Source organism: Chryseobacterium sp. JM1 (assembly GCF_000737715.1).
Lineage (GTDB): Bacteria > Bacteroidota > Bacteroidia > Flavobacteriales > Weeksellaceae > Chryseobacterium.
In genome coordinates, this window is sequence record NZ_JPRN01000006.1 from 261,611 (window position 1) to 285,027 (window position 23,417).

17 protein-coding genes are annotated in these 23,417 nt (G+C 38.0%); all 17 read left to right on the plus strand.

The window, feature by feature from the left end:
* Positions 1-202: 202 nt before the first annotated feature.
* The 17 genes from IW22_RS12950 (at position 203) to IW22_RS13030 (ending at position 23,291) form a co-directional block, all read left to right on the plus strand.
* On the plus strand, positions 203-1,342 hold the full coding sequence (locus IW22_RS12950) for an EpsG family protein (RefSeq protein ID WP_051891226.1): 1,140 nt from the start codon (positions 203-205) through the stop codon (positions 1,340-1,342).
* A 434-nt stretch (positions 1,343-1,776) separates the two neighbouring features.
* Entirely contained in the window at positions 1,777-5,088 is a 3,312-nt protein-coding gene (locus IW22_RS12955; protein WP_165571888.1) for a T9SS type A sorting domain-containing protein, read from the plus strand.
* 274 nt (positions 5,089-5,362) lie between these two features.
* Entirely contained in the window at positions 5,363-7,921 is a 2,559-nt protein-coding gene (gene topA / locus IW22_RS12960) for a type I DNA topoisomerase (RefSeq protein WP_034727019.1), read from the plus strand.
* Positions 7,922-8,081: 160 nt separating this feature from the next.
* Positions 8,082-9,149, plus strand: a complete 1,068-nt coding sequence (locus tag IW22_RS12965; protein WP_051891229.1) for a formimidoylglutamase — start codon at positions 8,082-8,084, stop codon at positions 9,147-9,149.
* Between the two features lie 11 nt (positions 9,150-9,160).
* Positions 9,161-9,937: an SGNH/GDSL hydrolase family protein gene (locus IW22_RS12970; protein ID WP_034727020.1), complete on the plus strand. Its 777-nt coding sequence runs from the start codon at positions 9,161-9,163 to the stop codon at positions 9,935-9,937.
* A complete protein-coding gene (locus IW22_RS12975) occupies positions 9,934-10,920 on the plus strand; it encodes a glycosyltransferase family 2 protein (protein ID WP_081873948.1) in 987 nt (328 codons plus the stop codon). Before IW22_RS12970 ends, IW22_RS12975 begins: the two co-directional genes overlap by 4 nt.
* Before the next feature lie 116 nt (positions 10,921-11,036).
* Entirely contained in the window at positions 11,037-12,164 is a 1,128-nt protein-coding gene (locus tag IW22_RS12980) for a glycosyltransferase family 4 protein (RefSeq protein ID WP_034727021.1), read from the plus strand.
* A 26-nt stretch (positions 12,165-12,190) separates the two neighbouring features.
* The gene (locus tag IW22_RS12985; protein WP_034727022.1) at positions 12,191-13,045 is read left to right on the plus strand and encodes a polysaccharide biosynthesis/export family protein; all 855 of its coding nucleotides are present in this window, start codon (positions 12,191-12,193) and stop codon (positions 13,043-13,045) included.
* Between the two features lie 2 nt (positions 13,046-13,047).
* The gene (locus tag IW22_RS12990; RefSeq protein WP_034727023.1) at positions 13,048-15,552 is read left to right on the plus strand and encodes an exopolysaccharide transport family protein; all 2,505 of its coding nucleotides are present in this window, start codon (positions 13,048-13,050) and stop codon (positions 15,550-15,552) included.
* Positions 15,553-15,765: 213 nt separating this feature from the next.
* A complete protein-coding gene (locus tag IW22_RS12995; protein ID WP_034727024.1) occupies positions 15,766-16,656 on the plus strand; it encodes a DUF6089 family protein in 891 nt (296 codons plus the stop codon).
* 5 nt (positions 16,657-16,661) lie between these two features.
* Positions 16,662-17,411 carry a polyprenyl diphosphate synthase gene (gene uppS, locus IW22_RS13000; RefSeq protein WP_034727025.1) on the plus strand — a complete coding sequence of 250 codons (750 nt, stop codon included), beginning with the start codon at positions 16,662-16,664 and terminating at the stop codon, positions 17,409-17,411.
* 27 nt (positions 17,412-17,438) lie between these two features.
* Positions 17,439-19,976 (plus strand): outer membrane protein assembly factor BamA, encoded by a 2,538-nt coding sequence (gene bamA, locus IW22_RS13005; protein ID WP_034727026.1) that lies wholly within the window; start codon positions 17,439-17,441, stop codon positions 19,974-19,976.
* Between the two features lie 9 nt (positions 19,977-19,985).
* A complete protein-coding gene (locus IW22_RS13010) occupies positions 19,986-20,537 on the plus strand; it encodes an OmpH family outer membrane protein (RefSeq protein WP_034727027.1) in 552 nt (183 codons plus the stop codon).
* Positions 20,538-20,600: 63 nt separating this feature from the next.
* On the plus strand, positions 20,601-21,104 hold the full coding sequence (locus IW22_RS13015; protein ID WP_034727028.1) for an OmpH family outer membrane protein: 504 nt from the start codon (positions 20,601-20,603) through the stop codon (positions 21,102-21,104).
* A gap of 63 nt (positions 21,105-21,167) precedes the next feature.
* Positions 21,168-21,653 carry an acyl-CoA thioesterase gene (locus tag IW22_RS13020; protein ID WP_034727029.1) on the plus strand — a complete coding sequence of 162 codons (486 nt, stop codon included), beginning with the start codon at positions 21,168-21,170 and terminating at the stop codon, positions 21,651-21,653.
* A gap of 64 nt (positions 21,654-21,717) precedes the next feature.
* Positions 21,718-22,605 carry a dTDP-4-dehydrorhamnose reductase gene (gene rfbD, locus IW22_RS13025; protein WP_262483629.1) on the plus strand — a complete coding sequence of 296 codons (888 nt, stop codon included), beginning with the start codon at positions 21,718-21,720 and terminating at the stop codon, positions 22,603-22,605.
* 2 nt (positions 22,606-22,607) lie between these two features.
* Complete coding sequence (locus IW22_RS13030; RefSeq protein WP_034727031.1) at positions 22,608-23,291, plus strand: hypothetical protein; 684 nt, start codon at positions 22,608-22,610, stop codon at positions 23,289-23,291.
* The last annotated feature ends 126 nt before the right edge of the window (positions 23,292-23,417 follow it).

A 23,417-nucleotide genomic window follows, 5' to 3' on the forward strand; every position in this document is an offset into this window, starting at 1 on the left:
CCCTTTCAAGAAATATATTTTAAACCCATATTATTATTAAAGAAATAAGAATCTGTTTTAGATATGTTGAAAAAAAATGATGAAAAAATAGACGGATTTCTATTCCCAATAGTATTCCCTTTTCTGCTGTATTTCTTATCTTATTACAGATTTGGAGCCTCCTTGTGCACCCTGCACCGGTTAAATAAAACCTACAACTAGCATGAGTGTATTACATCCATATTTTATAGTGGCGATTGTCTATATGCTTTTTTTTAGTGTACAGGAAGTTTTCGGCAAAAAAGTAGATAAAAAATGGCTCTGGTTTTTGGGAATCTATCTCATCATACTGGTTGGTTTCCGTGACAACGTAGGTCCGGATTACGGAAGTTACAAAGGATTGTACATCTATTCCGACACCAAAAGCTATGAAAGTATCTTTCTGAAGATGCTTCATATTGAGGGACCGGATCAGCTGGATGTGGAATGGCTGTATACTTTGATCAATAAAATACTGCTTAATGTCTTTGATGCTCCCTTTTATGTCCTCACACTCGTCATTGCCGTCTGCGCTATTTTTTTTAAGATAGAATATACGGAAGACAATACTTTTTATCCCTTTACGTTTACCCTTTTTATGTTTGTTCCCTACTTTTTTGTTGGGGAGAGTGGGCAGATCAGGCAGAATTTAGGGACATTCATTGTTTATTTTGCCATACGGTATATCAAAGAGCGGAAACTCTGGCATTATCTCTTTTTTATATTTATCGCGTCCGGAATCCATACGGTAAGTTACCTGTTTCTTCCGCTGTACTGGCTGGTACGTATTCCTTTGAGTAAAACAGTGATGCTTGTGCTGATCATTATCTCCGTATTTCTTTCACCTTTTGAAGTGTACAGGGTTTTTGGAGATTTCCTGAGCAGTATGGCTTCTGAGAATATCCTTGTAGAAGGTCTGAACGGATATATGGATGAGTCCATAGAAAGGCTGAATGGTGGTTTCGGAATTCCCGAGGCCATGATGATGATCCTTACCTTCTTCCTCTTTGCTTTCGATACCAAGATGAAAGAACTGTATCCATATTATGAATATCACAGAGCTTATGCGGTAATAGGAATATGTTTTTATTTCATTTTCAGAAATAATCCTGTGTTTTCATCCAGGCTGGTAGGTGCATTTATTGGTTTCTCATTCGTTATTATCCCTAATGCGATGTATGTAGTGTCTAGTGGGATGAAGAAAATGATTTACGCCTTTATCATAGCGCTTGTTATTTTTAATATTATTGTTTTCTGCTCATTTAACAATATTAAAGTGGGTAGATTTACAACCGAGCTTTATAAAAACCACATTCTTCCTTAAGAACTTAATCTATATACTATATAAAAGACGGCTTTAAGGCTGTCTTTTTTGTTATTTCCATACTCCCGCTTCCTGCTTTCCCCCTCTTTTATTAAAATTTATTCAACTTGAATTTCCCGTTCTCATATCTCATTTGAATCATTTATTTTTGCATGCTGTGAAACGAGTTGTGCCGTTTTCGTATTTATAATATTTTACTGATTGATTATTAATGATATAATTTGAATATTATATTCTTATTTATATTATTAATGATTTATTATTGGCGAAGGCTTAAAAGTTGTATTTCCTGAAGGGCACACAAGTCTAAGGATATGAGAAATTTAGTTAAAAATTTTGCGGCAATTTTTTGCTTAGTGTCGATTGGTACCTATTCCATGAATAGCAGGGGATTAAATGAAATTCCTCCCTCGTATAGATATACGGAAAGATTAATGTTAACAGGTGATACCTTACGTAGACCTGTTAGCAGAGAGATAGCTCCGGACTGGACAAAAGCTCCCAACAGTTATATTTTTGATCCCGGTCAAAGCAGTGAAGGCCTGCTGATTCCGGTCCGGAAGGCCTACGCTATGTGGGCAGATGACAAATACATTAAAGACGGCGGGATTCCTCCGGGTACAGTAACTGCCGATGTCTTGTGGGAAGATTCCCACGGGCTGATCAAATCAGGAACAGGATATTCTCTCGAGATTCTGGATTCTAATCAGAATGCCAAAATAAAAGTTCCCATCAATAAAACCAAAAAAGGAAATGCTGTCATTGCCTTCAGAATAAATGGAGAGATCTACTGGAGCTGGCATATCTGGGTAACTGACGATCCGGGCAACGGGGCCACTTATAAAAGCTTTAGCAATATCACTAGAGTGAAGACCGACGGAACTGTTGAGCCTATTCCCGATTCCGACTGGGGATGGATGGACCGTAATCTCGGTGCTTTAAGCAGTTCTATTACTTCCTCAGACTGGAACAGGAGTATCGGGCTTCTTTATCAGTGGGGACGAAAAGATCCGATTCCACCCCTAGTGACCAGAGGAAATGATTTTTATGAAGTGTCCGGGTCTGTGGGGAGAGTCAGACATCGGGGAGCTAAGAATATGGCAGGTGCTGCAAGTATTGACAACCTTACGAAATTCGTTCCTTTTGCCAATGCTGAAGTCATCAGTAATATCAGACTTTCTGTAAAGAACCCGTTAAGCCTGATCTATGTAAATAAAGATGGAAGTAATGTCCAGGCTTTTTATAACAATAACCCGAATCTCCCGGTCAACTGGTTTGGACGTTACTCAGAAATAGGCGATGGTAGACTTTCAGAGCTTAATCTTTGGTCGGATAATTCCAGAGGGTTAATCAATGCGGATTATAATAATGACAACAGTGCTCAGCCTTACAGAGACAAATCTCCTTACGACCCTTGTCCGAATGGATGGAGAGTACCATCAATGCTCGTTGCCAATTTAGGTTCTCAGTCTTATGCAGATGATATTAGGGTAGATTTTTCTCCTTTCGGTGTCAGAACCAATATGGGGAAAGACCTTTTTGAAACGAATAAATATCACATTATAAAACCTACTGATACCGGTGTTCCTGCATTCATGACCGGATTCAGAATTTATCCCAATCTGGGTTTTGATCTTTCGAATGTGGGCGGAAACAATATGGGTGTTTTTCCGGGAACAGGACAGCTGATCAGAAGTGCCCATGAAGGACAGTATACCGATCAGCACCATACCGCTTTATGGACCGCTACTATGGGCAGGCATTTTGATGGATCTCCCACGGTAATCACCAGAGGGCTTTATATGATCCCTGATAAAGGTCAGCCGGACGTTCCTGATCCCGCTTATCCGAACATTATAGGAAGATATACCTATATGCCGATGTCCGGAATGTATACGTCAGAAGCGAATGGCTGTCGGTGCATCAAAGACCCGCTGTATATTGTAAATAAATATAATTTCCCTTCCGAATATTTATTGTCCCCTACAGAGTATAGAGAGGGAATGAATAATCCCAATACCTATCAGGCTGTTAAGAATACCCAGCTGTTTACGGTAGAGATTCCTGTAAGTAAAGCATTTTCGGTACAGAGCCAATTGCTGAACAATCAGGAAATTCTGAATCCTTCCAATTTCAGCAGCTTAAAAGCGAATGTGTTGTGGACGACCAACACAGCTCTGATTAATAAAATAAGTGTGGTTAATCCTTCACCTTCTTCGCTTCAAAGTATCAGTAGCTCAAAAATCTCAGTGGAGATCCGACCCAATCAAAGCGGAAATGCAGTCGTAACACTTCATAATGGAAGTATTACGTCTCCGGTATACTGGAGCTGGCATATCTGGATCACGGATTCTGCTCTTGGATCTTTTAATTATACCACAGAGCTTCCGGCAATTGAGGCGGTCAATTATGTGAATTATGTGAACAAAGCAGATGTTGTTCTTCAAACTGAATTCATGGACAGAAACCTGGGAGCAACAGATGCCTTTCCAATGGTGGCTAACGGATTGAGTCCCACTGCTGCAGAGCTTGCCAAAATAAGAGCTTCCACAGGAATGCATTATCAGTGGGGAAGAAAAGACCCGATTCCTACATTTCAATATGCAGATAACAGAGCTTCCTATAATGTGTTTTTAGGAGCGGCGGCGGATAACGGAACAGTGAGCTATACAACACTGACTCCGGCTACTTACAATACGATACCGGGAAATTATATTGTTCCGTACAACACGTATGCAGCATCTGTAAATGCACAGAGTACAGATCGACCTGCAGAAAAAGTAGCGAAAGTGATGTCTTACTCCGTTAAAAACCCTCTGGTCTATATGATTCCGAGTTCTTTTGCATCCTATAACAGTGCCATGCCGAATTATACCAATGGAACAGACTGGCTGGCGAATGAACCCAACCTTGCTCCGGACCGATGGGGAAGAGGAGGGAAGAAATCTCCTTTTGATCCATGTCCTGAAGGCTGGAGAATTCCGGATATTACAAGTTCAGCTTTGATCTCGAATCAGGATTTTGGACAGTCGCCTTGGTATAAAAAAGATAAAAATGCTGCCACTTTTTACAGTGTAGCCACAGATTATTCCGGAACAAGGGTGAGAAATCCTTCTACAACATCTACCATTGGGTATATGTTTAATGGTGCCGGATACACCGTAGGGAACTTTCCGGATTCAGGATCCCGCGGGTTCAGAAGTGTTCTGGCCAATCAGTCCCCGCAAGGAACTTTCAATACTGTGAATTTTCAGTTTCCGGGGGTATGGACAGGAGCTTTGGCGGCCAATTATCTGGGAAGATCCATAAATGTTTTATTTGATGCGGCATCTTCATCCAACCGTTTCATCGCTTTCCATGATAACAACGACCCGTATTTTGGAACGGGCTGCCGATGTGTTAGAATAAAATATGATACAGATGGAAATGAAGCAGGTCCTATTCCGAAACTGCAGATTACCGCTTTGGCTTCCGGAAAAGGAGCTGCCGTTTTAAGCAGTGCTGAGGTAAAAGAAAAGGTAAATGAAAATAAAATGACCTTGTTCCCGAATCCGGTAAAAGATGTCCTTTATATCAATGCTCCTGAGAAAGAAGGCTACTATTATCAGATTTATAATATGTCCGGACAGCTGGTGAGATCCGGCAAGTTTGAAAACGGAAAAACCGATCTTTCAGCACTCACTTCAGGAATATATCTGATAAGAATTAATAATTCTGAGAAAATTGTGAAAATCATTAAACAGTAAAACTTAAAAAAGCAATAGCAGAGCAGAATAGGGTTTCCTGTTCTGCTTTTTTATGCCTTCCATATACTTTGCATCTATCAACACCGATGAAAAATTCTATATCATCTATTTTATTAAAGCTGAATTTTGCCCTAAACCATACGCCCTAAAGGACTTGATATCTATAAAAATGCCCTCGGGAAGGCCTGTTAAACGGATCTAAATATTAAATTAAACTGTTTTAACAAAAAGTATATAATAAAAAAGCTTTACTTTTGCAAAAAATTTTTTTAGAATGTCGAAAAATTTAGTAATCGTAGAGTCCCCGGCAAAAGCAAAAACTATTCAGAAATATTTAGGGAAGGATTTCGATGTGAAATCGAGTTTCGGACACATCCGTGACCTTCCAAAAAAAGGTATGGGAATAGATCTTGCCACCTTCAGTCCTGATTACGAAGTTTCGGCTGATAAAAAGAAACTGGTAACAGAATTAAAGGCTGCAGTAAAGAAAGCAGAGATGGTATGGCTGGCTTCCGATGAGGACCGTGAAGGGGAAGCTATTGCATGGCACCTTGCAGATGAATTGAAATTGAAGCCTGAAAACAGAAAAAGAATTGTTTTTCACGAGATTACTAAAAATGCCATTCTAAAAGCTATTGAAAACCCAAGAGATATTGATCAGAATCTTGTGAATGCCCAGCAGGCAAGAAGAGTTCTGGACAGAATCGTAGGTTTTGAAATGTCTCCGGTACTTTGGAAAAAAGTAAAACCGGGTCTTTCTGCAGGAAGAGTACAGTCTGTAGCCGTAAGATTAATCGTAGAAAGAGAAAAAGAGATCCGCGAGTTTGTTCCGAAAGCGAGCTTTAAACTGGACGGGATCTTCTTAAATAAAACCGAGCAGGAAATTTCTGCCAAACTTAAAAAAGACTTCGAGAAAGAAGAAGACGCCGAAAAATTCCTAGAAAAAGCAAAAACTACAGAATTTAAAGTTCTGAATGTTGAAACAAGACCGGGAACACGTACTGCATCTGCACCGTTCACCACTTCCACACTACAGCAGGAGGCTTCATCAAGATTAGGATATAATGTAACCAACACCATGCGTCTTGCCCAAAGACTGTATGAAGAAGGGTACATTACCTATATGAGAACGGACTCCGTGAACCTTTCCCAGGAAGCTATCGAAGGCGCAAAAAAACAAATCACATCAGAATACGGCGCTGAATATTCTTCACCAAGAAATTATACCACAAAATCGGCATCGGCACAGGAAGCTCACGAAGCGATCCGTCCAACTGATTTTGCTGTAAAAAGTATCGGTGATGCCCAATTGAACAGATTATACCAATTAATATACAGAAGAACACTGGCTTCTCAGATGGCTAATGCTAAAATTGAGAAAACGGTGATCGAAATAGGAAATGCATCACTGCCTCAGCATTTTGAAGCACAAGGTGAGGTGATCATTTTTGATGGTTTCTTAAAAGCTTACGGAATTGTAAAGACAGAAGATGATGATGAGGACAACAACGAGAAATTGCTTCCTAAAGTAAGTGTAGGTGAAATCTTAAGTTATAAAAAAATCACAGCTTCAGAGAAATTTACAAGACCAAGTGCAAGATACACGGAAGCAGGTTTGGTGAAAAAGCTGGAAGAATTGGGAATTGGACGTCCGTCTACTTATGCACCGACGATCCAGACCATTCAGAACAGAGAATATGTAGACAAAAGAGAAATTGATCCTCAGACCCGTGAAGTGGTGAAAATGTCTCTTACCAACGATAAGATCAAAAAAGAAGTTCTTGAAGAAAAATTCGGGGGCGACAAAAATAAATTTATACCTACAGATATCGGTGAAGTCGTAAATGACTTCCTGACCGATAACTTCAAAGAAATTCTGGACTACGGATTTACAGCAAGAGTAGAAGAAAGTTTTGACGAAATTGCGAACGGAGACCAAAAGTGGAAAGAAATGATGACCACTTTCTATTCAAAATTCCACCCGAGGATTGAAGATGTAGAAGAAAATGCAGACAGAGCCAATGGGGACAGACTTCTTGGAGTAGATCCTAAGACTGGTAAAAATGTACACGCAAGAATCGGAAGATTTGGAGCGATGATCCAGATCGGAGAAACGGAAGATGAAGAAAAACCAATCTTTGCTTCCCTGATGACAGGGCAGAATATTGCAACCATCTCGCTGGCAGAAGCACTGGAACTTTTCAAATTACCATTTGAACTAAGCGCATTTGACGGGCAGCCTGTTTCTGTAGGAGTGGGTAGATTCGGACCTTATGTGAAGTGGGGCGAAACATTCATCAGTATTCCAAAAGGAGAAGATCCGCTTTCAGTAAGCCAGGCGCGTGCAGAAGAGATCATCAACGAAAAGAAAAAAGCTGATGCACCGATTGCTTCTTACAAAGGAGATCCTGTAACGAAAGGAACCGGAAGATTCGGACCTTTTATCAAATACAAAGATCTTTTTATCAATGTTCCTAAAAAATACAATTTTGATAATCTTTCTCAGGATGACATCAATGAACTGATTGATGCCAAACTTGAAAAAGAAGCCAACCGATATATCCAGCAGTGGGAAAAAGAAAAAATTTCCATTGAAAACGGAAGATGGGGGCCATTCGTAAAATTTGGGAAAGCCATGTTCAAAATTCCGAAGAAAAAAGACGACACCAAATACGAAGCTGAAGAGTTGAAAGATGTGTCTCTGGATGAGGTGAAGAAATGGATCACGGATCAGGATAAAAATGCTTTTGCAGAGAAAAAGAAGCCGGCCGCCAAGAAACCTGCAGCAAAGAAAACAACTGCAGCTAAAAAGCCAGCCGCCAAAAAGAAGTAATATTAAAATAAGTATACAAAGCCGTTAACAATATGTGTTGACGGCTTTTTTTATCAACAAAATACGCCACAGCATATGTACTTGCTGTGGTTTTTTTGTATGTTTGTTCGGTAAAGGAATTAATAAACTAACATTTTCTCAAGTTTTCAGATTAAAAAATATGGATTTTGAAGATTTTATCATTTCACCAAGAAATTTCAAAACAGAAAGCTGGCAGATAGGCAGCAGAATCACGAAAGATATCAAAGAAGACAGTATTGTCCTTCTCTTTGTTTCGGATTACAGAGGAGCAGGCGGCGATGCGGAGGTACAGGATTTTACAGCGGTAAGAAAAGAGTTTTATAAACTTTCACAGCTGGATTTTGAAATTCCTGTCGTAGATCTTGGAGATCTGGTTTCCGGAAAATCTGTTCAGGATTCCCATTATATTCTGCAGGAGGTTTTATCGGCATGTCATTACAAAAGAGCCCTTCCGGTCATTATCGGGGGATCCAATGATTTTGCTTTTTCATTATTTTCCACATTGAATTTTCATAAGAAAAATATTAATTATACCCAGATCAGCAATATTATTTCCCTGAAACAGGGGGAACAGATCAATGAGCATACCTTTTTGGGAAAAATATTAGGTTCCAAAAATTTCTCGATTAAAAATTACCATCACTTAGGCTATCAGAAGCATTTGAATGAAGCAGATTCCATCAGACTGATTAAAGAAGTGGAGTTTGACATCATCCGTCTTGCCGAAATGATGAATTCCACAGAAAAAACAGAACCTTTTTTCAGAAAAACCGATCTGGTAACGTTGAATTGTGATGCCGTTGAAAGTTTTAGCGAGCCGTTTTCTATGAATCCTCAGGTCAACGGTTTGAACAGAAGAGAGATCTGTGCCTACATGAAAGAAATAGGACTGAGTGAAAATTTGAAATCTGTCGGGATTTTTAATTATAATATTTATTCCGAAAACCAGCTGAATCACCAGTTGCTGGCCCAGATGATCTGGTATCTGATCGAAGGAATCAATATTCAGCGGTCTCATCCAAGGGAAAGACATTATGAACTGTTCTATGTTTTGATAGATGATGATCAGTATGCGTTCAAACGGGATACATTCAGTAATTTGTGGTACTTTGGAGACGATGAAAATATTGAAAACTGCATTCCATGTTCCAAAAAAGATTTTGAAGAAGCAAAAAGAGGAACGCTTAATCCCAGGCTGACCTTTTAAGGATACACAAGATGAAAAAAAAGATTGTTTTAAGTATTGTTCTGTTAGCCGGAGCCTTCTGCTTCGTTTATTTCTGGAATAAATACGCTTATGCCGGGGAAGAAAATTATTTTTCGTCCGGTACAACACCCGAAGAAGGTTTACAGATCGGTATTATTGGTGACAGTTGGGTCGTACGGCAGAACCTAGATTCCCTTTTAAGCAGGAAATTGTCTGACCAAGGAATTCATGCAGAGATCTATTCTTCCGGAAATCCGGGTGCCAAGACCAGAAGGATCTATGAAAACCTTTTTAAAGAAGATGGTGAAGAATTTTCTTCCAAAAAAGTGATTGAGAAAAAACCGGACTACTGTATCGTTATTGCAGGCGTAAATGATGCAGCTACCCATGTGGGACCGGATTTTTATACCCATCACATGATGATGATCATTAAAACACTGCTTCATTACAACATTAAGCCGGTGGTGGTTTCTCTTCCCGAATTTGGAGTGGAAGAAGATTTAAAAAATAAAAATATCATTAGCGGACTCAGCAACAAAGGCGCTGAATGGGTCTTAAACGGCGGTACAGCATTTAAAATACAGGATTACAGAAATGCACTCCTGGAAGATTTAAAACGGAATGGACTGGATCAGAAAGTAGTCGTTTTAAATTTCGATGAAGTGACCAAAGATTATGAAAAAGACCGGAACCTGTTTGGAGATCCTTTGCATCTGAATAAGCTTGGATACCAGAAATTCAGTGAGTTTTTAGCAAAAGGGATTATTAATTTAACAAGAACAAAATGATGGTTTCAATTATAGTTCCCGTTTATAATGTTGAAAATTATCTGGCCAAATGCCTTGATTCTCTGATTAACCAAAGTCTTCAGGAAATTGAGATTATTGTGGTAGATGACGGGAGTAAAGACAGTTCCGGATTGATCATTGAAGAGTACGCCCGGAAATTTCCGGAGAAAATAAAAGCTTTTACCAAAGAAAACGGAGGTTTGAGCGATGCCAGGAATTTTGGACTGGAAAAAGCATCAGGAAAATATATCGGTTTTGTGGATAGTGACGATTATGTGACTGAGACGATGTTTGAAGAGATGATGCAGCTGGGAGAAAAACATAATGCCAAAATGGTGATCTGTAATATCCAGAAAGTCGATCAGAACGGGAAAATTACCCAGAAACTCACCCAGATTCCCAATATGTCTGAGAAGATCATGTTGGAAGATCACTTTTCCGTATTTTCGGATCTGAGTTATTTTGCCTGCAATAAGCTTTTTAAAAAAGAGCTTTTTGACCATAAAAGATTTAAGAAAGGAGTTCATTTTGAAGATATCCAGCTGATTCCACAGTTGCTTCTTGAGTGTGAAGTGGTGGCTCAGACGCAGAATTTTCATTATCAGTATCTGGAACGTACGGATTCTATCACAAAAACCCACACTGAAAAAGGATTGGATATCCTGAAAGCAGTTAAAGATGTAGAATTGGCCTTTGAAAAATCCGGATATTCCCACAAAAGAAAAGAATTGAAAAATTTTCAGATCTTTGAAGGGGTATATTCTTTTCTGGCGTATGTAGCATTTGTGAAGAGCGAAGAAACTTTCAATACAATGGCAGATGAACTGGCTGTTTTTATGCACGAAAGGAAAATAAATATTCAAGATATATTGAGCTATAGTCGTTTTGGTAAGAATTATCTTTTATCTTTGCCGGTGAAAAAAAAGATTTTTTATCTGTTATTTTTTGCCGGACAAAAGAAACTGATAAGAAAAATGTTATAACACAAATGATAAGTGCAATTATTTCGGTCATTACTAAAACTTTGACAGATAGTCTTTTATAAAAGGATTCTAATGAGTTTTATGAAAGGCATGAATGATGTGCTTGATAAAAAAAAATGAAGAATTTTGAATTGTTCTTAAGCGAATCAGGTATTTCTATTTTTTATGTGAAAATAGGATTCGGTTTTCTGTTCGCTTTTTTAATTACCTTTTTCTCCATACCCACCATCATTAAAATATCCAGAAGAAAGAATCTTATGGATGAACCCGGAGTAAGGAGTTCCCATCTCAGAAAAATCCCCAATCTTGGCGGGATTGCCATCTTTTATTCCATCGGGATCAGCGCATCGATCTTTGCGTATGAGCTTTTTGATCTCTACAAATTTTTATTCGCCTCATTAATTATCCTTCTCTACATCGGAGTTATGGACGATATTGTGGTGATGCGGGCGTATAAGAAGCTGGTGGCACAGATCATTGTATCTTCACTTGTGGTGATAGGATCAGACATCAGAATCCGGAGCTTATTTGGGATTTTCGGAATATATGAGATGAGCTATATGGTAAGTGTACTGTTTAGCATCATTACTTTTATCATTCTGATCAATGCATTCAACCTGATAGACGGAATCGACGGGCTTGCAGGAGGGTATTCCGTGATCTGCAGTGCGCTGTTCGGGATAAGTTATTACAGATTAGGTGAATATAATTATCCGCTGGTTGTTTTATCAGCTATTATTATCGGAACCGTACTGGCATTTCTTTATTATAATCTGTCCAACTACAGGACCAACAAAATATTCATGGGAGATACCGGATCTATGCTTCTCGGTTTCCTGCTGGCTTTTACATCCATCTGTTTTATCGATATTTTTATAGACAAAGAACTTCCCAATGTTCCGAGATACCATCTTCAGTCGGCACCTGCCGTCGCAGTCGCTATTCTTATTCTGCCGATTGTAGATACCCTGAATGTGATCATTGTTAGGCTTTGCAATAAAAAATCACCGTTTGATGCGGATAAAAACCATATCCATCACAAGCTCCTGAAACTGGATCTTACCCATAGACGTTCCACATTTTATATCATTGTATATTATCTTATGATCGTAACCGTGGCCTATTACCTGAGACATCTTAATATCAATCTTTTACTGTTGATTATTATTTTATTAGGTTTTTTTGGCGCTTATCTGCCGGATTTGATTTATCGCTTACGAAATAATAAGAAAATATCAATTTAATTTTTACTTTTGCAATACATTCAAATATGATGAAGAACTTAAAGTATTTATTTTTAATTTTCCCCTTTTTTATTACATCCTGCATCACCAAAAAGGATGTTAGGTATATGCAGCCAAGTGAAAGCCTGGTCATTAACGAAGAAGGGCTTGTTCCTTACAACATTCCTACCTACCGAATTACAAAAAATGACATCCTTAATCTCAACATTGTGACCACTCCCAAGGGAGACGCGGCTCAGTTTTATTCTTCTCTGAATACATCAGGCGGTGTAGGAGGTGGTGCTAATCCTGCGGCATTAGCAGGAGGAGTAGGAGGTTCGGCCAACGGTGGAAATATGAACTTCTATTTTAATGGTTTGAAGGTGGATTCCAAAGGAGATATCAATGTTTTTGGAGTAGGATACGTAAAAGCTGAAGGAAGAACGCTGGAAGATATTACACAGGAACTTCAGGAAAAAGTAAACGAAAACTTCCAGGAAGGAAAAGCGGAAGTACGACTGAATACCAACGGAATCACTTATTACATTTTGGGAGATGTTGAAACTACTGGTCTTTCAGGTGAAAAGGTAGTGCATAAAAATACACTGACTATTACCGAAGCTTTGGCTATTAACGGAGGTTTGAACAGAACCATTGACCGTAAAAATATCGTGATCCACAGAAAACTGCCGGAAGGAATCAAAAAGGCAAGGATTGATCTTACCCGTGAAGATATCATGAATTCCCCGTTCTACTATGTGCAGAATGGTGACGAAATCTATCTGAATACCAGAGGGAAAAGCTTGAACGGATTTGGAAAAGATCCTGTACAGACACTTACCACCGGAGTATCTGTGATTACAACAGCATTATCAATTTACCTGCTTCTTAAAAATCTTTAACCATGATTCCAGAAAGAGACACCAAAGTAGGGAAAAGCGAACCCCAGAAGGAAAAGTATGGATCGTTTGCATTATTTGATATTGAACATTTTCTGAGAAGAATCCTTAAAAACTGGTACTGGTTTGTATTCATGCTGTGTATCGGGTATGTTATTTCATGGGTTTACAGTAAATATTATGCACAGAATATATATGCTTCAAACCTTTCTTTGAGCATATCCAATAATACCTCCAGCTATTTCACACCCAACCAGTCTATCAACTTTATCTGGGGACAGAGTGGAAACCAGGACGGGATTTATCTTAAAAAGATGCTTTTATCCAGATCTCATAACGAGTTCTTGGTAAAGGAGCTGGATCTTTTTGTGAATTATTCGACAAAAGGACTGATCAAATCCACTTATATTGATAAAACAGATTCGCCTATCTTCATACAGATTGATAAAAAGCACCTGCAGCAGATCAATTATCCGGTTACCCTTGTTCCAAAAGGAAATGGGTCCTATGAAGTCGTTCTTCCTGAAGAAGGACAGTCTACGAATTTATACAGCTATGAATCTGAAGGTTTTCAGTCTGTTAATGGGTACGCGAAGCCTGCCAATAAGATCATAAAGATCAACGAATGGTATAATTCTCCGAATCTAAGATTCAGACTGCTTAAAAATCCGGAGACCCCTAAAATAAAGGTTGACAACATTATAGTTACTCTTAACTCTGTCAATCAAAGTGTTAATGATATTGTTTCCACGATAGCCGTAGAGTTTGACAAAGAGATTGGTACGATCATGATCATTAATAAAAAAGGATTCAACCTTAACAGTACCGTCAATTTCCTGAATAAGTCAGTAAATGAACTTCAGAAGAAAAGGCTGGCTGATAAAAATATAGTGAATAAAAACACTGATGTTTATCTGCAGGCCAATATAGATAATATCCGTAAAAAACTGGATTCAAGTGCAGCTGTCCTGAATTATTTGAAAACTTCGGAGAAACTGTATAATATTAAGGACAGAGACGAAAAATCTTTGGACAAAATAAAAGATCTTGAAGGGAAGAAGGCTGATATTGTGAGCAAAATCAGTTCACTGAATAATATCAAGACAACCCTTCAGTCACAGGATTTCGATAAGATGATCAGCACCAATGCTGCCGGTTTCGAAGACGGTTTCTTCTCCGCAACAGTTACAGAGCTTAAAGCACTATACGCGAAGAAAAGAGAAATGGCTTCTATTTACAGACCGAACTCTGAACCGATTAAAGAAATAAACAGACTTATTGACGAAGCAAGATCCGGTTCATCCGGTACTTTGAGAAATTATTATACGAAATATTATGATGAGATCAATAAGATAGATCGTCAGGTAGCAGAGGCCAATTCTGATCTGACCTCGTATCCTGAAAAAGAAAGAAGATATCTGGATGCGGAGAGAGGATACAATATGATAGAGGCTACCTACAACAGTCTTTTATCCAGACAGAATGAAGCGCAAATGAAAGTGGCGACCAATCAGTCTGATATTACAGTCATTGACCCTGCCAAAAATCTGGGTCAGGGTGCTATAGGACCCAATGTAAAAGCAATCAAATTTGGAATTATTATCGGATTAATGGTTCTTCCGTTATTATTTATTCTGATAGGAGAAGTGCTGGATAACAAGATCAGAAATATTAAAGAACTGCTGAGCGCAACTAAAATTCCGCTTCTGGGTGTGATTGGAAACAACAGCAACGAAAATATGCTAACGGTTCTTGAGCAGCCTAAATCTTCAGTATCAGAGGCATTCAGAGGAATCCGTGCCAATATTAGATTCCTGATGGAGAACAATAAAGAGGATGGGAAAGGGAAAACGATCCTGGTAACTTCATCTATCGGCGGGGAAGGGAAAACATATATTTCCATCAACCTGGCTTCTGTAATAGGATTAAGTGATAAAAAAACGATCCTTCTTGGGATGGACCTTAGAAAACCGAAGATCTTCGGAGATTTTAAGATTGATAATAAATACGGGATCTCAAATTATCTTACGGGAGAAGTGGAAATAGATCAGATCATCAACAGAACGAAGATCCCGAACCTGGATGTGGCGACTTCGGGGCCGATTCCTCCAAACCCTTCAGAACTCTTAATGAGTGAAAGAAATATCAGATTTATAGAAGAACTGAAAGAGAAATACGATTTCATCATCATCGATTCCCCACCGGTAGGTCTGGTAGCAGACTCTTATGAACTGATGAAACATTCTGATGCCAATATTTATGTGGTGCGTCATGAATATACAGAAAAATATATGCTGAAAATGATCACTGAAAAGTACCACAATGGAGAGATCGATCATTTCGGACTTATATATAATGATTACAATACGAAGCAGGGATATGGCTACGGATATGGTTACGGATATGGTTATGGGTACGGATATGGCTATTTTGATGAAGACAAAAATTATAAAGAACCCTTACTGATTAAAATACGAAATAAGGTACAGACAATATTTAATAAAAAATAGCGTTTTAAACCCTCAGCAAATGGGGGTTTTTTTATACGATCAGTATTTGGAATCTAAGGAAAAAAGAATATTTTTGGCACTTTGCCGTTTACTTTATAACAAATTATGTTTTTTTGTTTATTTTTAACTATACATTAAGAATATCATTAATATAAAAATGTTTTATATTTGCAAAAATTAAATTTTAAAATAACCATAAATCCATATTCTTTTATGAATAAAAAATTATTGTTTAGCTTTCTTGCCTTCCTTGGAATGGTAAGTGTTAAAGCACAAAGAAACGAATTGGGAGTTCGTCTAGGGATGAGTAACCTAGTAGGGGACGTAGGAAGGACCAATTACATTTTACAAAAGCCGTTGGATTTAGACAGGATGTCAGAATGGGGATTCCCATTTTATGGAGGTTTATTATATAGATTTAATTTTAATCCGCATCAGACCGTGAGATTGGACCTTGGGTATAACCAGATCCAGTTCAGCGATAAAGCTGCGAAAGAAGAATACAGAGTGAACAGAAACTCTTATGGAAAAAATAACGTATACGAAGCCAGTTTAATGTTCGAATACAATCTTTTCCCTGTTAATAATGAGCAGGTAAGCATGGTAAGCCCATACATCTTCGGAGGTATCGGTGCTTTGATGTTTGATGCTCCCAAGGCAGATCTTGTGAACGATTTCAGAAGAGATGCAGACGGAGTAGCACAGGCTCCTCTTAATGAACTGGATTTTAAAAGTACTCCGGTATATACATTAGGAAAAAAAGTAACGATGCATATTCCTTTTGGAGTAGGTTTAAAGTATAAGTTCAATCATAATTGGGCTATATTTGCAGAAGCTACATTCAGATATACAATGACGGATCAGCTTGACCATAGCAGATTAATGCCAAAAGATGTAACATCCAGCTTTAATGCGGATATTTTGGACCCTGCTACAGGAGCTTCGTTATTGCAGTCTGGGAATTATTATGCAGTCTCTAAAGAAAGAGAGCAGGAACTTATTAACAAAAGAAATATAGGTGACGAAAGGTCTAAGGACTGGATGAATACTTTTAGTTTAGGACTTACCTATTCATTCGGAAGACCTCCGTGCTATTGTGATTAACTAATATGTCGTTGATTAAAGATAAAATAAATTCTGAGAATTTACCGAAACACGTCGCCATCATTATGGATGGCAATGGAAGATGGGCAAAAACCCGTGGCGAAGACAGAACCTTCGGTCACAAGAATGCCATTAATGCAGTAAGAAATGCTATTAATGCCTGTAATGAGATTGATATACCTTATTTAACACTGTATACATTTTCTTCTGAAAACTGGAGCCGTCCTGCAGATGAAGTAAGTACACTGATGAATCTGCTGGTGGAAACGTTATTGCTGGAAGCGGAAGAGATCTTTAGCAAAGGCCTCAGAATGCATGTTATAGGGAATCTCGCAAAGCTTCCTCTCCTAGTGAGAGAACAGCTGGAACGTGTAGTAGAGCTTACAAAAGAAAACACAAAAGGGAACTTAGTGCTTGCCATAAGCTACGGCTCACAGAACGAAATACTCGAAGCCGTGAAAAACATAAGTGCTGACGTGAAAGATGGAAAAGTGGATGTTGAGAATATTGATGAAAAATTATTCGAAAGCTACCTTTATACAAAAGACTTTCCTCCTGTAGACCTGTTGATAAGAACCAGCGGAGAAATAAGAATAAGTAATTTCCTCCTCTGGCAGATTGCTTATGCGGAACTACAGTTTTTAAATGTCCTATGGCCCGATTTCACAAAAGATATTTTCTTCCAGTGTATTGTTGATTATCAAAATAAGGAAAGAAGATACGGATTAACAGGCGATCAGATAAAAGCCCAATAAATTTAAAGAAAAGAAAGACTCGATAAAATGAAGTTTAGACTATTACCCATCATAATGTTTGCTGCTTCTGCGCATTTTTATGGACAAGTGACTCCTCAGGACAGCACTAAAGTAAATAATGCTGTACATGCAGAAAATGGCACAGGAACTTACACACTTAAAGACATTGTTGTAGATGGGGTAAAAAAATACACGCCAGCTCAGATCTTACGATTTACAGGCTTAACAAAAGGCGAAGTTGTAGATATTCCGGGACAGAAAATCAGCAACGCTGTTAAAAAGCTTTGGGATACCCAGTCTTTTTCGGAAGTTGAAGTGTATGTGCAGAGTATTGAAGGAGAAACCGTAATTTTAAGATTCTACCTGCAAGACCTTAAAGAACTTGGTGAAGTAAAATTCGCAGGAAAAGGAATTGGTAAATCCAAAAGCGAAAAACTGATCAAAGATAATAATCTGAAGCCTGGAACAAAGATCACCCAAAACCTGATCTCCGGCCTTAAGACAAAAGTTCCTAAGGATTATGTGAAAAAAGGTTTTGCTGACGCTAAAATTACCATCCAGGATAAAGTAAACGCTAATGATCCGTCTATGGTAGACTGGACCATCAATGTAGAAAAGGGCAAAAGAATAAAAATTGACCATATCGAATTTGAAGGAAATCAAAGCGTTACGGATTCGAAGCTTAGAAATAAAGCTTTCAAAGAAACCAAACAGAGAAGATTCAGTATCGGTGGAATCCTGAAATCTTCAAAATTTATTGAAGAAAAATATCAGGAAGACAAGCAGAGCCTTGTAAGCTACTATAACTCTTTAGGATACAGAGACGCTACCATTGTTTCAGATTCTGTATGGAGAAATAAAAGAAATAACTACGAGATCAATGTAAAGCTTAAAGAAGGTAAAAAGTATTATATCGGAGATATTACATTCACCGGAAATACGGTTTACGCTACAGAGCATTTACAGAGACTTTTAGGATATAAAAAAGGAGATATCTACGATGCTGTAGGTTTCAACAAAAAAGTAGGAGAAGACGGAGGTAAAGAAGATGACTCAGATATCAAGTCTGTGTACATGAATAACGGTTACCTTTTCTCCAGCGTTACACCGGTAGAAAAATCGGTAACAGGTGATGCTGTAAATCTTGAAATCAGAATTACTGAAGGAGAGCAGGCAACCTGGAATAAAGTAACCTGGCAGGGGAATACAACGACCCATGACCATGTGGTGCTTAGAGCTTTAAGAACAAAACCGGGAGAGCTTTTCAAAAAGACAGAGATTAAGAGAACTTACTTTGATCTTGCGGGGATGTCTTTCTTCGATCCACAGCAGGTAGGTCAGGACATCCAGCCTAACCAGCAGGATAATACGGTGGACATCAACTGGAAACTGGTTGAAAAAGGTTCTTCTCAGGTTCAGTTACAGGCAGGTTACGGTGGTAACAGTTTTATCGGAACTTTAGGACTTACGTTCAACAACTTCTCTCTTAAAAACTTCCTTAAGTTTAAAGACTTTAAACCGGTACCTCAGGGAGATGGCCAGACCTTGTCTATCCAGGCACAGGCCGGACAGTATTTCCAGAACTACGGAGTATCATTTACTGAACCTTGGTTGTTTGGAACAAAACCTACAGCACTTTCGGTAAGTTTAAATACATCCAGAGTAAAATACAGTGATGCTACTGGTAGTGCCCAGAAACTTAATATTTTCTCCGCATCAGTTGGTCTGAACAGACTGTTAAACTGGCCGGATGATTATTTCTCATTATATACAGGTATCCAGTTCCAGAATTATAAATTCAGTAATTATCCTTTCCAGTTTGGAGATACTACAGAATACTATGGTGATGCAAATAACTTAAGTCTTAACCTGGGTTTAAGCAGAAACTCTGCAGGTATTGACCCGATTTTCCCAACAATGGGTTCAAATATTGAACTTTCCGCGAAAATGACGGCACCTTACTCATTGTTCAGTAACAAGGATTACTCTACAATGTCACCAGTGGATAAGTATAAGTGGATGGAATTCTATAAAATAAAGTTCAAAGCTGATATCTATAACGAGATCGCCGGAAAACTGGTATTAAGATCTTCTGCTGAAATGGGATTCATGGATGGATATAACAAAAAACTGGGTGCTCCGCCATTCGAAAGATTCTATGTTGGAGGAACAGGTTTATTCGGTGGTAGATATGACGGCCGTGAATTGATTCCTTTAAGAGGATATGAAAATGCTTCCACTTACGGAGGTGAGCCGGCTGATATTACACCAAAAGGAGGGGGTACAATCTACAATAGATTTACTTTAGAATTAAGATACCCGATCTCAATGAACCAGACTGCCAAGATCTATGCACTTACTTTCGCAGAAGGAGGTAACGTGTGGAACAGTTGGGGTGCATACAACCCATTCGAATTGAAAAGATCAGTAGGGGTAGGGGTAAGAGTTTATATGGGAGCGTTTGGTTTGATCGGATTTGACTTCGCTTATGGATTTGATAAGACGATTTCAGGAGAAAAACAATCTAAAATGATTCCTCACTTCTTGATGAACCAATCATTATAATTCATAGATATGAAGAACTTTAAAATCATTTTCACATTTGTATTGTTTCTGCTTTTCGGGTTTTCAAATGCCCAGAAAGTAGGAGTGGTAGACACAGGCTATATTTTAGATAAGATGCCTCAGTACAAAGAAGCTGAAGCAAGATTAAACTCCCAGATCGATACCTGGCAGTCTGAACTTCAGAATTTGCAGTCTGAGTATGAAAGAAAAAAAGCGGCATTTGAAAGTGAGAAAGTATTGTTGATAGGAGACCAGCTCAAACTTAGAGAAAAAGAAGTAATGGATCTTGAAAAGAACATCAAAACGACAACCAGTTTGCGTTTTGGAGCTAATGGAGAGATTACAAAACTGAGAACCAATCTTGTAGTACCTTTCCAGGATGAGATCTGGAACGCCATCAAAACAATGGCTGAAAAAAACGGATTGGGCACGGTTCTTGATAAAACCGATAACAATGTGCTTTTCCTTCTTCCAAGATATGATTATACAGAAAAAGTATTGACGATCTTATTGAAAGGATCTACATCTGATAAAAAAGAAAAATCTAAAAGCAAAAAGTAAATCAATTAACTTTTGCTTAAATTTACAATCTAAAAACAAATTAAATTATTTATTTTACCAATTATGAAAAAATTAAGTGTATTATTTGCCGCGGTAATAATGGTTGTGTCGGTAAGTATGGCAAAAGCTCAGAAATTTGCTACTGTAGATGTAATGGGAGTGCTTAATGCAATGCCGGAAAAAAAGAAAGCTGATGCTGATATAAAAACGTTCTTGGATACTAAACAATCTGAGATCAAGAAAAAAGCAGATGCAGGTCAGGCTAAATTGAAGCAGTATACGGACGAAGCTCCTAAGAAAACAGCTGACGAAAACAAAGCTAGAGAAGGAGAATTACAAAAACTTCAGGAAGAAATTGGACAAATGCAGGAAAAAGCGGCTAAAGATTTAGAAGCTAAGAAAGATGTAGTTTTTGGACCCATTGAGAAAAAACTGAATGATGCTATCGAGAAAGTAGCTAAAGCTAACGGATACGAATTCATTATGGATGCAAACTCTCCGGCATTTGTTTACAGAGCTGGTGCTGATGCTACAGCAGCTGTTAAGAAAGAATTAGGGATCAACTAAGAAATTAACAAAGTTTTATAAATTAACCGCCTCTTTTAGAGGTGGTTTTTTTATTTTTGCGCTATGGAAAAAGAAGTATCAACAACCGTAAAAGTTAGGTTCAGCGATTGTGATCCGATAGGACATTTGAATAATGTAAAATATCTGGATTATATGTTCAATGCCAGAGAAGACCATGTAGAAACATTTTATGGATTTACCTATGAAGAATACACCAAGAAAACGGGATGTACATGGATTGCCATTCAAAACGAAATCGCTTACCTGAAAGAAGTAAGATATAATACCCAGGTGGTGATCAGCAGTAAAACCATCGAAATACAGGATAGAACGGCTAAGGTGGAAATTTTAATGAAAAGCCTTGACGAAAAAACGGTTCACGCCGTACTGTGGGTTACCGTGATCTATTTCAATATCAAAACAAGAAAATCCGAAATTCATCCGGAAGATATAAAAGAAACGTTCCATAAATTCTATGTAGATCTTGAACAGAAAGATTTCCAGCCGAGAGTGAAATTTTTAAGATCTCAGAACGCAAAAAATTCGTGATCACATGATAAAGGAAAATAATTACGCATTATAAAGTGAATATTTTCTTTTAACAGTACATTTGATAAGTAAAATAATAAAATTACAGATGAAAAAAATAGCCGTATTAGGAAGCAATGGGCAGTTGGGTAACTGTATCAGAAAAATTGCCCCTGATTTTGAAAACTCCTATGAGTTCATATTTACAGATTCACAGACTTTAGATATTACAGATGAAGATCAGGTCAGCAGTTTTTTTTATGACAATCAGCCCGACTACTGTATCAATGCCTCTGCATATACAGCCGTTGATTTAGCCGAAAAAGAAAGTAATAAAGCCTTTGCAGTCAATGCAGACGGAGTTGGATATTTGGCTCAGGCTTGTGCAGATCACAAAAGTATACTGATCCACATCTCCACCGACTATGTTTTTGATGGAGATACAAATCTTCCGTATTCAGAAGATGACTTTACCAGCCCTACGGGAATATATGGAGAGTCAAAAAGAAAAGGAGAAGAACTGGCTTTGGAAATTAATCCTAGAACTATTGTTTTAAGAACCTCCTGGCTGTACTCAGAGTTTAATAAGAATTTTGTTAAAACAATGCTGAACCTATTCTCTCAGAAAGACGAACTTGGAATTGTTGCTGATCAGTTCGGACAGCCTACCAATGCCAATGACCTTGCAGAAGCAATCATGGATATTATTCAGAATCCAAACAAGAGCTTTGGTATTTTTCATTTTTCAAACTATCCGGAAACAACATGGTTTGAGTTTGCAAAAAAGATTGCAGAATTTTCAAACTCTTCAATACAGTTAAATCCTCTGACAACAGAACAGTATCCTACTCCTGCAAAAAGACCGGCCAGAAGTACTATGTCTTTGGATAAAATAGAAGAAGTATATAAGATTGAACCAAAACATTGGGAAAACAGTCTTGAAGAATCTGTCAGAATACTAACACAACAATAATTATGATTAAGAATCTCACCGTTGCCTTTTCCATATTCTGTGCCCATTTGTGTACTGCCCAGAATGTATACCTTTCAAAAGTGGCAAAAACAAACGACAACACAGATAAATTTCTGTATCAAAAAACAGAATCTACAGTGGATGCCGAATATTTGGGAGAAATTGATGTTCAGGGATTCTCAAATGATGACGCTGGCGTTTTTTCATTAATATATAAGAAGGCAAAAGAAATTGGCGCCAATACATTTTCATTTAAACCTTTCGAAAATATAGATGGTACTCCCCAGGCCTTCAATCCTGCAAATTATAAAATAGTTTTATATTATACTCCCAAAGAAAAACTGACGATAGAGAAGGGAATGTTGTATGTTTTTGCTTCCTCAGACAAAGATCAGAAGATTAACATCAATAAGAAGGATTATGTATTAACCCCAAGATCCTACATTACCCTGGATGTCATTCCCGGAGAAGTCTATACCATTTCTACAAAGAAGCTTTTAGGATCTACTATTAAAATTCAACCCAAGACAGCTGATGAAAACCTTTATTTCCAGGCCTCTTCCGCCAAAATAAAATCTGACACCTCCGGAAACGGCGGTTTAAATCTAAAATCCGGAGATATCATAGGCTTGGAAAAGTCTTACGCTGAGTTTTTGAGCCTGATCTATGAACACGTGAAAAGATAAAATCCATATTACAGAAAAGAAAAGCCAAAAAATTAAACATTTGTTTATAATTTTTCTCTCTGCTTACCAGTCTCTTATGGATTTATAAGGCCTGTTCATGAATTTTATGTTAAATAAACTTGCATT

Coding starts and splice junctions, on each gene's coding strand:
- IW22_RS12950 (WP_051891226.1), top strand. CDS start 203: ATGAGTGTATTACATCCATATTTTATAGTGGCGATTGTCTATATGCTT.
- IW22_RS12955 (WP_165571888.1), top strand. CDS start 1,777: ATGTTAACAGGTGATACCTTACGTAGACCTGTTAGCAGAGAGATAGCT.
- topA (WP_034727019.1), top strand. CDS start 5,363: ATGTCGAAAAATTTAGTAATCGTAGAGTCCCCGGCAAAAGCAAAAACT.
- IW22_RS12965 (WP_051891229.1), top strand. CDS start 8,082: ATGGATTTTGAAGATTTTATCATTTCACCAAGAAATTTCAAAACAGAA.
- IW22_RS12970 (WP_034727020.1), top strand. CDS start 9,161: ATGAAAAAAAAGATTGTTTTAAGTATTGTTCTGTTAGCCGGAGCCTTC.
- IW22_RS12975 (WP_081873948.1), top strand. CDS start 9,934: ATGATGGTTTCAATTATAGTTCCCGTTTATAATGTTGAAAATTATCTG.
- IW22_RS12980 (WP_034727021.1), top strand. CDS start 11,037: ATGAAGAATTTTGAATTGTTCTTAAGCGAATCAGGTATTTCTATTTTT.
- IW22_RS12985 (WP_034727022.1), top strand. CDS start 12,191: ATGATGAAGAACTTAAAGTATTTATTTTTAATTTTCCCCTTTTTTATT.
- IW22_RS12990 (WP_034727023.1), top strand. CDS start 13,048: ATGATTCCAGAAAGAGACACCAAAGTAGGGAAAAGCGAACCCCAGAAG.
- IW22_RS12995 (WP_034727024.1), top strand. CDS start 15,766: ATGAATAAAAAATTATTGTTTAGCTTTCTTGCCTTCCTTGGAATGGTA.
- uppS (WP_034727025.1), top strand. CDS start 16,662: ATGTCGTTGATTAAAGATAAAATAAATTCTGAGAATTTACCGAAACAC.
- bamA (WP_034727026.1), top strand. CDS start 17,439: ATGAAGTTTAGACTATTACCCATCATAATGTTTGCTGCTTCTGCGCAT.
- IW22_RS13010 (WP_034727027.1), top strand. CDS start 19,986: ATGAAGAACTTTAAAATCATTTTCACATTTGTATTGTTTCTGCTTTTC.
- IW22_RS13015 (WP_034727028.1), top strand. CDS start 20,601: ATGAAAAAATTAAGTGTATTATTTGCCGCGGTAATAATGGTTGTGTCG.
- IW22_RS13020 (WP_034727029.1), top strand. CDS start 21,168: ATGGAAAAAGAAGTATCAACAACCGTAAAAGTTAGGTTCAGCGATTGT.
- IW22_RS13030 (WP_034727031.1), top strand. CDS start 22,608: ATGATTAAGAATCTCACCGTTGCCTTTTCCATATTCTGTGCCCATTTG.